At 55.2% G+C, this 10190-nt stretch carries 13 protein-coding genes; 12 read left to right on the top strand and 1 reads right to left on the bottom strand.

What is annotated here, in order from left to right:
* Positions 1-322: 322 nt before the first annotated feature.
* From RUE5091_RS19040 to RUE5091_RS19015, 6 genes are all read left to right on the top strand, one after another.
* The gene (locus RUE5091_RS19040; protein WP_058283517.1) at positions 323-1567 is read left to right on the top strand and encodes a cation:proton antiporter domain-containing protein; all 1245 of its coding nucleotides are present in this window, start codon (positions 323-325) and stop codon (positions 1565-1567) included.
* A 251-nt stretch (positions 1568-1818) separates the two neighbouring features.
* Positions 1819-2133 (top strand): 30S ribosomal protein S10, encoded by a 315-nt coding sequence (gene rpsJ / locus RUE5091_RS19035; protein ID WP_008756422.1) that lies wholly within the window; start codon positions 1819-1821, stop codon positions 2131-2133.
* An 18-nt stretch (positions 2134-2151) separates the two neighbouring features.
* On the top strand, positions 2152-2877 hold the full coding sequence (gene rplC / locus RUE5091_RS19030) for a 50S ribosomal protein L3 (RefSeq protein ID WP_008758167.1): 726 nt from the start codon (positions 2152-2154) through the stop codon (positions 2875-2877).
* Positions 2874-3491: a 50S ribosomal protein L4 gene (gene rplD / locus RUE5091_RS19025; RefSeq protein ID WP_010437039.1), complete on the top strand. Its 618-nt coding sequence runs from the start codon at positions 2874-2876 to the stop codon at positions 3489-3491. The genes rplC and rplD overlap by 4 nt, the downstream gene beginning before the upstream one ends.
* On the top strand, positions 3488-3784 hold the full coding sequence (locus RUE5091_RS19020) for a 50S ribosomal protein L23 (protein ID WP_058283516.1): 297 nt from the start codon (positions 3488-3490) through the stop codon (positions 3782-3784). The genes rplD and RUE5091_RS19020 overlap by 4 nt, the downstream gene beginning before the upstream one ends.
* A 167-nt stretch (positions 3785-3951) precedes the next feature.
* Positions 3952-4986: a fatty acid desaturase gene (locus RUE5091_RS19015; RefSeq protein WP_058283515.1), complete on the top strand. Its 1035-nt coding sequence runs from the start codon at positions 3952-3954 to the stop codon at positions 4984-4986.
* Between the two features lie 8 nt (positions 4987-4994).
* On the opposite strand, the gene RUE5091_RS19010 is transcribed toward RUE5091_RS19015, so the two are convergent.
* Complete coding sequence (locus tag RUE5091_RS19010) at positions 4995-5555, bottom strand: MarR family winged helix-turn-helix transcriptional regulator (protein ID WP_082643726.1); 561 nt, start codon at positions 5553-5555, stop codon at positions 4995-4997.
* Between the two features lie 39 nt (positions 5556-5594).
* Between RUE5091_RS19010 and RUE5091_RS19005 the strand changes: the two genes are divergently transcribed.
* The 6 genes from RUE5091_RS19005 to rpsC all read left to right on the top strand — a co-directional run bounded on the left by RUE5091_RS19005 (position 5595) and on the right by rpsC (position 10181).
* On the top strand, positions 5595-6176 hold the full coding sequence (locus tag RUE5091_RS19005) for a YceI family protein (RefSeq protein ID WP_058283514.1): 582 nt from the start codon (positions 5595-5597) through the stop codon (positions 6174-6176).
* 325 nt (positions 6177-6501) lie between these two features.
* Positions 6502-7101 carry a hypothetical protein gene (locus RUE5091_RS23125; RefSeq protein ID WP_131726339.1) on the top strand — a complete coding sequence of 200 codons (600 nt, stop codon included), beginning with the start codon at positions 6502-6504 and terminating at the stop codon, positions 7099-7101.
* Positions 7102-7962: 861 nt separating this feature from the next.
* Entirely contained in the window at positions 7963-8805 is an 843-nt protein-coding gene (rplB, locus tag RUE5091_RS19000; protein WP_008757664.1) for a 50S ribosomal protein L2, read from the top strand.
* Between the two features lie 3 nt (positions 8806-8808).
* Positions 8809-9087 carry a 30S ribosomal protein S19 gene (gene rpsS / locus RUE5091_RS18995; protein WP_005980699.1) on the top strand — a complete coding sequence of 93 codons (279 nt, stop codon included), beginning with the start codon at positions 8809-8811 and terminating at the stop codon, positions 9085-9087.
* 3 nt (positions 9088-9090) lie between these two features.
* A complete protein-coding gene (gene rplV / locus RUE5091_RS18990; protein WP_039538267.1) occupies positions 9091-9471 on the top strand; it encodes a 50S ribosomal protein L22 in 381 nt (126 codons plus the stop codon).
* Positions 9471-10181: a 30S ribosomal protein S3 gene (gene rpsC, locus RUE5091_RS18985; protein ID WP_008758042.1), complete on the top strand. Its 711-nt coding sequence runs from the start codon at positions 9471-9473 to the stop codon at positions 10179-10181. The genes rplV and rpsC overlap by 1 nt, the downstream gene beginning before the upstream one ends.
* The last annotated feature ends 9 nt before the right edge of the window (positions 10182-10190 follow it).

The raw sequence follows: 10190 nt of genomic DNA, 5'->3' as shown, positions 1-10190 counted from the left end.
GTAATTCGCCTAGGCGAATAGCTGCGGAAAGGGCGCCCCTAGGGGCGCCCTTTTTGTTTGAAATCCATACTCCCGAGACACACTCAAAAGAGCTGTGTCGAAAACCTTCGAGTAACCGGCAGGCCGGACTTCAGCCCGGCACATCGATGAGACTAGGAAGGCCGCTTCAAACAAGGGTGGCCCCACGTTTGTGGATTTCCCCGCGCGGCTGTATCTGATTGCTTCGACGGTTATCAGGCGTGATAGTATGCTTCATGGCCAGCGCCCTTGATCCGCTATAAAGAGTTTGTTTGGGGCGCACTTTGAAAGAAATCAGCGGCTTATGGAAAACTATCTTCTTCTTTCGTTTATTCTGCTTGGGTCAGGCATCGCCATTGTTCCCATCGCCGTATGGCTTGGGCTCGGGTCGGTCTTAGGATTCCTGATTGCAGGGATGCTGCTTGGTCCTGCCCTGATCGCGCTGAATGTCGATGTCGATAACATGGAGCAGTTTGCAGAATTTGGCGTTGTCATGATGTTGTTTCTAATTGGATTGGAATTGGCGCCAAAGAAACTTTGGGATTTGCGGCGCAGGCTATTGGGATTAGGCGGGCTGCAACTGATTTGTACGGCCTTAGCGATTATGGGACTGGCGATGGCGCTTGGCCAACAATGGCAGCAGGCGCTGACTATCGGACTGATTTTTTCACTATCATCCACGGCAATCGTGCTTCAAACACTGCATGAAAAAGGTCTGCTAATGGGCAGTGGCGGGCAAGCGAGCTTTTCGGTCTTGTTGATGCAGGATATTGCTGTGATCCCAATACTCGCGCTGCTGTCGCTGTTGGCGGTGCCCGATCTTGCTGCAACGGGTGCCGGAGTCATCAGCCACGGCCCTGCGACAAGCTTGGGTTTTTCACTGAACCTCGTTCAGACCCTCCCTGAATGGCTGAGAGCAATAGTCACACTCGGGTCGATTGTATTGGTCATCGTCGCTGGATCATACCTGACCGGTCCGATCTTTCGATATGTTGAATCTGCGCACCTGCCGGAATTGCTTACGGCTATGGCCCTTACCATCGTTGTCGGCGTTGCGGTCCTGATGATGGTTGTCGGACTGACCCCCGCACTCGGGGCGTTTATAGCCGGTGTCGTGCTCGCCAACAGTGAATATCGACATGACCTCGAGAAGGAGATCACGCCCTTCAAAGGGCTGTTTCTTGGTCTTTTCTTTGTCAGCGTCGGAGCCTCGGTAAACTTCAAACTGATGATTGATCACTTGGGTTTGGTGGTTGCGCTTACGCTCGGCGTGATGATCATAAAGGCAGTGATTTTGCTGTTCCTCGGTCGATTGTTTGGCGTCAAAGGTGAGAACAATTGGCTGTTTGCGCTGGGGATGGCGCAAGCCGGAGAATTCGGCTTCGTTCTGCTATCCTTTTCTGTTGCAACTCACGCGCTGAGCGCGGATTTGGCGAATATGTTGATCATTGTCGTCGCGTTGTCCATGGTGCTGACGCCGTTGTTCTTTTTGTTCTATGACAAGGTTGTTGCACCCAGATACGCAGCCTTACATCCTCGGGAAATCTAGAAGTCATCCAGAGTAGGTGCATTCCATACACGCTTGAAGCTTTGCAGGCTAACTCGGCGCCGAGCGTTGGCTGCCCTTGACGTTCTAAAAGCAAGAAAACCCCTTGCCAAACCCCACCAACCCCACTATCACGCGCGAGTTCTCTACAAGAACATCAAGGCGGGGTGATTCCCGCCTTTTGGGTTCGATGAGGGTTGGCGATGCGCGCTTGTCCTCCTCTCAACCTCAACGCCTGATAAAAGGCTGTTATTATGCAAAGCCAAAATATCCGTATTCGGCTGAAGGCATTTGACTATCGCGTTCTGGATGCCAGCACGCAAGAGATCGTCAACACTGCCAAGCGGACCGGCGCGAACGTGCGCGGCCCGATCCCGCTGCCGAACAAGATTGAGAAGTTCACGGTTCTCCGTGGCCCTCACGTTGACAAGAAATCCCGCGACCAGTTCGAGATCCGTACGCACAAGCGTCTGCTCGACATCGTTGATCCGACCCCCCAGACCGTTGACGCGCTGATGAAGCTCGACCTCGCTGCTGGTGTGGACGTCGAGATCAAGCTGCAGTCGTAAGATCGGAGGGTATAGATTATGCGCTCTGGTATTATCGCAAAAAAAGTAGGCATGACCCGCCTGTTCATGGAAGACGGCAAGCAGATCCCTGTGACCGTTCTTCACCTGGACAACCTGCAGGTCGTTGCACAGCGTACTGCTGACAAAGACGGCTATACCGCCGTTCAGCTGGGTGCTGGTGCTGCCAAGGCAAAACGCACCTCGAAAGCCATGCGCGGTCACTATGCCGCTGCAAAGGTTGAGCCCAAGCGTAAGCTGGCCGAGTTCCGCGTCTCCGAAGATGGCCTGATTGATGTGGGCGCCGAGATTTCGGCAGAACACTTCCTGGAAGGTCAGAAGGTTGACGTTTCGGGCACCTCGATCGGTAAAGGCTTTGCCGGTGCAATGAAGCGTTGGAACTTTGGTGGTCTGCGCGCCTCGCACGGTGTTTCGATCAGCCACCGTTCGCACGGTTCGACCGGTCAGTGTCAGGACCCGGGCAAGGTGTTCAAAGGCAAAAAGATGGCCGGTCACATGGGTGCTGCCCGTGTCACCACCCAGAACCTGGAAGTCGTCAAAACCGACGCCGACCGGAACCTGGTCTTCATCAAAGGTGCCGTTCCCGGACCAAAATCGGGCTGGGTCACCGTCAAGGACGCCGTCAAGAAGAAAGCACCGGAAGGCCTGCCTTTCCCGGCTGCTGTGAAATCGGCTGCAACCGAAGCACCTGCGGAAGAAGCACCCGCGGAAGGTGGTGAAGCATGAAACTTGATGTAATCAAACTGGACGGCGGCAAAGCCGGCAACATCGAGCTGGATGCAGACCTGTTCGGCCTCGAGCCGCGCGCGGACATCCTGCACCGTGTGGTCCGTTGGCAGCGCAACAACGCGCAGGCCGGCACCCACAAGGTCAAGACCCGCTCGGAAACCAGCTACTCGACCAAAAAGATCTATCGCCAGAAGGGCACCGGTGGCGCACGCCATGGTGACCGTAACGCGCCGATCTTCCGTGGTGGTGGTATCTACAAAGGTCCGGTCGTGCGTTCGCATGGTCATGATCTGCCGAAGAAGTTCCGCAAGCTTGGCCTGCGCCACGCTCTGTCGGCCAAAGCCAAGGCTGGTGAACTGGTTGTGATCGAGAACGCCGAAGCCGAAGGCAAGACTGCCGCTCTGGCCAAACAGGTTGCAAACCTGGGCTGGAAACGCGCTCTGGTCATCGACGGCGCGACCGTGAACGAAGGGTTCCTGAAAGCGTCAAAGAACATCGAAGGCCTGGATATCCTGCCGTCGATGGGCGCAAACGTCTATGACATCCTCAAGCGTGACACCCTGGTGCTCACCAAAGCGGCTGTCGAAGCACTGGAGGCTCGTCTGAAATGAGCGCGAAGGCAGAACACTACGACGTGATCCGCAAGCCGATCATCACCGAAAAGTCGACCATGGCGTCTGAGAATGGCGCGATTGTCTTTGAAGTGGCGATCGACAGTAACAAGCCGCAGATCAAAGAAGCGGTTGAATCGCTGTTCGGTGTCAAGGTGAAGGCGGTGAACACCACCATCACCAAAGGCAAAGTCAAGCGGTTCCGCGGCCAGCTGGGCCGTCGGAAAGACGTCAAAAAAGCATACGTGACCCTGGAAGAGGGTAACACCATCGACGTAAGCACCGGTCTCTGATCGGATACGTCTTTGGGCAAACGAATAAGACCCCCGCGAGAGCGGGGGTTTTTCTTTAAGCGGTGACACCAAATGTTGAACGTCAAAAATGGCGTTTTGACCAGAAAGCGATTGCTATGCCGGTGTGGTCGTCTATTCGGCTTCATAGAAAAGAACATGGCAGGCGCATGACCGAACTCTCTCACTCGACCCCGAATAAGCCAGAAGTGACTGCTGCGCGTGATTGGGTTTCGACGCTTGCAAAATACCGGGAACCGAACCAGTTGCGCAGTTGGTTCGAGCTTGGGGTCAGCATTGTTCCTTTCGTTGCATTGTGGGCGGCGTCCTGGATGTTATTGTCGGTCAGCTATTGGCTGGCTTTTGCGGTATCGGTCCTCAATGCGGCTTTCCTGCTGCGCCTGTTTGCCATTCAACATGACTGTGGGCATGGCGCCTTTTTTCAGAACCGGGCTGTCAGTGACTGGGTCGGGCGCATGATCGGCGTTCTGACCCTGACACCCTATGATGTCTGGCGCCGCACGCATTCCACGCATCACAACTCATCCGGCAACCTGAATAAACGCGGGATGGGTGATATTCATACGCTGACGGTGGCGGAATACCGTGCCCTGACCCCAATGAATCGCTTTTGGTATCGAGTGTATCGCCATCCCATCACCCTGTTTGGCTTTGGCCCCGGATATTTGTTCCTGTTTCAGAACCGCCTGCCACTTGGCCTTACAGGCAGCCTGAAATTCTGGATTAGCGCGATGGCCACCAACGTTGCCATTCTGATCGCCTTGTCGGTCATCTATTACTTTGGTGGCGTGATGCCGATGCTTCTGATATTCCTGCCTTCTACTCTGATTGCTGCGACGGCCGGAGTTTGGTTGTTCTATGTGCAGCACCAATTCGAAGACACGCATTGGAATTCTGATGAGGAGTGGCAACTGCACGAGGCCGCGTTGCACGGAAGTTCGCATTATATCCTGCCTTCCGTGTTGCAGTGGTTCAGTGCCAATATCGGTATCCACCATGTTCACCACCTGTACAGCCGCATTCCTTTCTATCGCCTGACTGAGGTGTTGCGGGATCATGATGAATTAGCAAACAGCAACCGGATGACCATCCGCCAAAGCATTGCCAGCGCGCGGCTGCATCTATGGGACGAACGGCACCGTCGGCTTATGTCCTTCGCCGAAGTGCGTGCCCTTTACGGGTAATAGCCGGGTTAACGGCCTTGGCTCCGCCAGACCGCGTTTACCCTGTTCTTTGTCGCTGCACCCCTCGGTGATTCCGCTTGATGGCGCGCTGTCTCGATAAACGCTTTCCATCCGTCAGCGTTGCTAAAGGCGAGCATCTTTTCGTGCAGTAACGGGCCGTAAATTTCCCACATACGTTTTCGAAGGTCTTTTCCCTTCTCCGTTATCTGCAGGATTTTGCCACGCCGGTCGCTGTCCAACCCGACAATTTCGATCAAACCCTCAGTCGCCAAACGTTTGGTCAAATGGGACAGGTTCGACTGCTCGAAAATTACATCTTGGGTCAGCTCATAAGGGCGCAGTCGTCCTCCGTGCCGCTCAAGGGACCATAGCAGATCGTACCATTTCAGGGGTGGCAGGTCCGCGTCCTTCAGGGCGGTACTGATTTCCGATTGGATAAGCCGGGTTGTCCGGTTCATGGCGACCCAGATGTCCGTTTCCTGCGGTGTTGGCAGATCGTTGTTCACAACTTTGTGTTCGTCAGAAATCTGATTGCTGTTCCCCATAATTCCGATTAGATGAAAATTCATCTAATAACCAGCCCCTTTACGGATGAAAGGATTACCCCCATGACCTTCAAATCTTTGATCGCCGCAGTTGCCGTGACCGTCGCCGTTACCCCGGCCTTTGCGCAGACTTACAAAACCGATCAGGGCCATACCGAGGTTCGTTTTGGCTGGAGCCACGCAGGTGTATCCAACCAACATGGTGAATTCACCACGGCCGAAGGCGTGCTGGACCTGAACGCCGATGATGTCGAGGCCTCGACCCTGAACGTGACGATTGACGCCAACAGCCTGTCTTCGGGCTTTGGTCCTCTGGACGATCACCTGAAATCGGCGGATTTCTTTGAGGTCGAAACCTACCCCGAGATCACCTTTGTCAGCACCGGGATTGAGCGGACCGGAGACACCACGGCGGATGTGACCGGTGACCTGACCATCCACGGCGTGACAAAGCCCGTGACTCTGAAAGCCACGCTGACCCATCAGGGCGAGCACCCGCTGGGTAGCGCCATCGAATACTATGCAGGCGACTGGGTGGCCTTCACGGCAGAAGGCGAGATCGACCACATGGAATTCGGTGTAGGCCCGTTCTCAACTGGGCCGATCACCATCATGATTGCGACCGAGATGAAGGCGGACGGGTAAGCCTCGGCTAACTAAGTTGTAAGAATGCGATGAAGACCCCCGCCGCAAGCGGGGGTTTTCTTTTGACGCCACGACAAGCCGTGCCAGCGACTGCCCATGGGAGGGCGCCGCAACGCCTGATCAGTACGCTTTATGGTGCCAATCCATCCGAATTCCTAGCGAGGCGCAAACGTCCCCAAAGCGCCAGCCCGCCGGGACGGGCAGTCGCTGGCGCGGCGGCCTTCGGCCTTGTCCCGCGCTTGGACAGAGAGAGCAAAACCAAAAAACTCTTGGGAAGGATGCAGCATAACAAAGTTTCGCCCTATTCCCGTTTTAGCTGAGCTGTATGAAAAAATTTCTAATGTGTTTTCTGCTTATGGTGGGCTGTTCGAGCGTTTCAACAGTTAACCCGGTTTCGCTAACACCAAATACAGCAGAGGAGCGTGACAATTACTTCCAGACTTTTCAGGCTGCGAAATATTGGTCACAAGGTGTCCTCGTTTCTATTGGGACAAAGGAGCCAAGTAATCTTGCCCACACTGCTCAGAACTCCGGGCGACCCTTCAGTTTTGTTGCCACCGTTCGGGCTCTTGATGTCAACGCGAATTGGTATCCGAAAAACCCGGTAAAGCTTTCCGACCCTCGGCCAGAATTGTCCAAGAAGATTGCGGAAGACAAAGCTAGCAATGCAGACGTACTTAACTACGCAGTTGCGGTTGCGCAGATGACGTTTTGCCGTGGTGGATCCGTTACAAAGAATACGACTGCGGGTTTTTCCTATTCCAGTCCAGAAGCGATTGCTGCTGTTTTGTCTGCGAACAATGGTGCGCTTGGTCCCGATGCTGTAATCCCAAACAACGCAAAGCAGTCACCTCTTCCTGTAGTCGAAAGGCGCCGTGAAGGAATTTACTCTGTCCGTCTTAGGTGTTCGCGTTGGAGAATGTGAAATTGCCACGGTTGACAATCTTAGCAATGTTTCTGCTTTCAGCCTGTAGCAGTGGTTCTTCAAAGATAGACAGCGAATCCGACCTGGCGCGTTACCCAAGATCAGTTTTTGAAGAGCAGGGGCTGCACTCTCGGTACTCAAATGCTACTTCGCTTGACTATACCACCAAGCACGGCACGCAGGTTGAATATACATCAAGCGATGGGCGCGCGTTTCTATGGTATCCAGGCAATTCACGGCTCGTTATTGGGAGGTGGCGTACCGAGACAGACAAGCATGGCAGTGGGCGCATCTGTTTTAAGTACCCAAGTAGTTCGTATAACCCGGTAACTCAGACCTATGGCGGCAGTTGGAGCTGCGTGAGGGCTGCAGACTATATTTGGGGAGAAGAGGAATACGCCCGCGGCGACCCACTGAATCTATCGTCTAGAAACATGCCATTTGTCATGCCGCGGGAGAAAAAGCTGACGTTCTCGAAGATTGGAAAGATCGCCGGTGTCGGTATTAATCCAAGTCTATAGTACCTCCATTGGTCAGAGTGGGGTCGTTTGGCCCCGATCAGGTCAGCCAGAGTTGGCGGCATTCGTGCTAAGGGGTCTTCGTAGAGACGTAGCGACTACCAAATAACTTAACGCCGGGTGTGCCTCTTGGTGCTGGCTTCAAAGCGGAAAATCGCAGGCCCCCCACTAGACACCCCCATCCAACACTGCTAAACGCACCCAATCTTGCGGCCTCGGATTCGTTCCGGGGCCTCTGATATTTGTAACCGGGGACCTTCGGGGCCCTATACCCTTGGCACCTACGGGGGCCTATCACATAGCGGGGAACTTCCCTGCACTTGCTAAACGGAAGACAGAAAGCATGGCACTCAAGTCGTACAAGCCGACGACGCCGGGCCAGCGCGGGCTGGTGCTGATCGACCGTTCGGAGCTTTGGAAAGGACGTCCGGTCAAGTCTCTCACTGAGGGTTTGACCAAATCGGGCGGCCGGAACAACACCGGACGGATCACTTCACGCCGCCGCGGCGGTGGCGCAAAGCGTCTCTACCGGATCGTTGACTTCAAACGGAATAAATTTGATGTCGCGGCAACCGTCGAACGGATCGAATATGACCCGAACCGGACCGCATTCATCGCACTGGTAAAATACGAAGACGGTGAGCAGGCATATATCCTGGCTCCGCAGCGTCTGGCTGTTGGTGACAAAGTCGTGGCATCCGCCAAGGCCGACATCAAGCCGGGCAATGCAATGCCGTTCTCGGGCATGCCCATCGGTACCATCGTCCACAACATCGAGATGAAGCCTGGCAAAGGCGGTCAGATCGCACGTGCGGCCGGTACTTATGCTCAGTTCGTTGGTCGCGATGGCGGCTACGCTCAGATCCGTCTGAGCTCGGGTGAGCTTCGCATGGTCCGTCAGGAATGCATGGCCACCGTCGGTGCCGTGTCCAACCCCGACAACTCGAACCAGAACCTCGGTAAAGCCGGTCGTATGCGCCACAAGGGCGTTCGTCCGTCGGTTCGTGGTGTTGCAATGAACCCGATCGATCACCCGCACGGTGGTGGTGAAGGTCGTACCTCGGGTGGCCGTACACCGGTTACGCCGTGGGGTAAGGACACCAAGGGTAAGCGTACCCGCAACAAGAACAAAGCGTCCCAGAAGCTGATCATCCGCTCGCGGCACGCCAAGAAGAAGGGACGTTAATCTATGTCTCGCTCTGTTTGGAAGGGTCCTTTCGTCGATGCTTACGTGCTGAAAAAAGCCGAAGCAGCGCGCGAGTCGGGCCGCAACGAAGTCATCAAAATCTGGTCGCGTCGTTCCACCATTCTGCCCCAGTTCGTGGGTCTGACCTTTGGTGTGTACAACGGCCAGAAGCATATCCCCGTAAACGTCTCGGAAGACATGATCGGTCAGAAGTTCGGTGAATACTCGCCAACTCGTACCTATTACGGTCACGCCGCTGACAAAAAAGCGAAGCGGAAGTAAGTCATGGGCAAGGAAAAGAACCCCCGCCGCGTGGCTGAAAACGAAGCAATGGCGAAAACGCGCATGCTTCGCACAAGCCCGCAGAAACTGAACCTGGTTGCGCAAATGATCCGCGGCAAGAAAGTTGAGAAGGCTCTGACCGACCTGACTTTCTCGAACAAGCGTGTCGCGCAGGACGTTAAGAAGTGCCTGCAGTCCGCAATTGCGAATGCCGAAAACAACCACAATCTGGACGTTGACGAACTGATCGTCGCCGAAGCTTGGGTTGGCAAGAATCTGGTCATGAAGCGCGGTCGTCCGCGTGCCCGTGGCCGTTTCGGCAAGATCATGAAGCCGTTCTCGGAGATCACCATCAAGGTGCGTCAAGTTGAGGAGCAAGCCTAATGGGTCATAAAGTAAATCCGATCGGCATGCGCCTGCAGGTCAACCGCACCTGGGACAGCCGCTGGTACGCCGACACCAAGGACTACGGTGATCTTCTGTTGGAAGACCTCAAGATCCGTGAGTTCATCAACAAAGAGTGCAAGCAGGCCGGTGTTGCCCGTGTGATCATCGAACGTCCGCACAAGAAGTGCCGCGTTACGATCCACACAGCACGTCCCGGTGTCATCATCGGCAAGAAAGGTGCAGACATCGAAGTTCTGCGCAAAAAGCTTGCTCGTATGACCGACAGCGAACTGCACCTGAACATCGTCGAAGTGCGCAAGCCCGAGCTTGACGCGCAGCTGGTTGCCGAGTCCATCGCTCAGCAGCTGGAGCGCCGCGTCTCGTTCCGCCGCGCGATGAAGCGCTCGGTTCAGAATGCCATGCGTATGGGCGCCCTGGGTATCCGGGTGAACGTCGCTGGTCGTCTGGGCGGCGCCGAAATCGCACGGACCGAGTGGTACCGCGAAGGCCGCGTGCCTCTGCACACCCTGCGTGCCGACATCGATTACGCACATGCCGAAGCGATGACTCCTTACGGGATCATCGGGATCAAGGTCTGGATCTTCAAAGGTGAGATCATGGAGCACGATCCGCAGGCACGTGACCGTAAAGCACAGGAACTCCAGGACGGCCCTGCACCTCGTGGTGCTGGTGGCGGTCGTCGCTAAGGAGGGAAA

Origin of the sequence: Ruegeria denitrificans (genome assembly GCF_001458295.1) — a bacterium.
Lineage (GTDB): Bacteria > Pseudomonadota > Alphaproteobacteria > Rhodobacterales > Rhodobacteraceae > Ruegeria > Ruegeria denitrificans.
The sequence above is the reverse complement of the archived record's forward strand: the minus strand, read 5'-3'. Positions and strand labels throughout refer to the sequence as shown.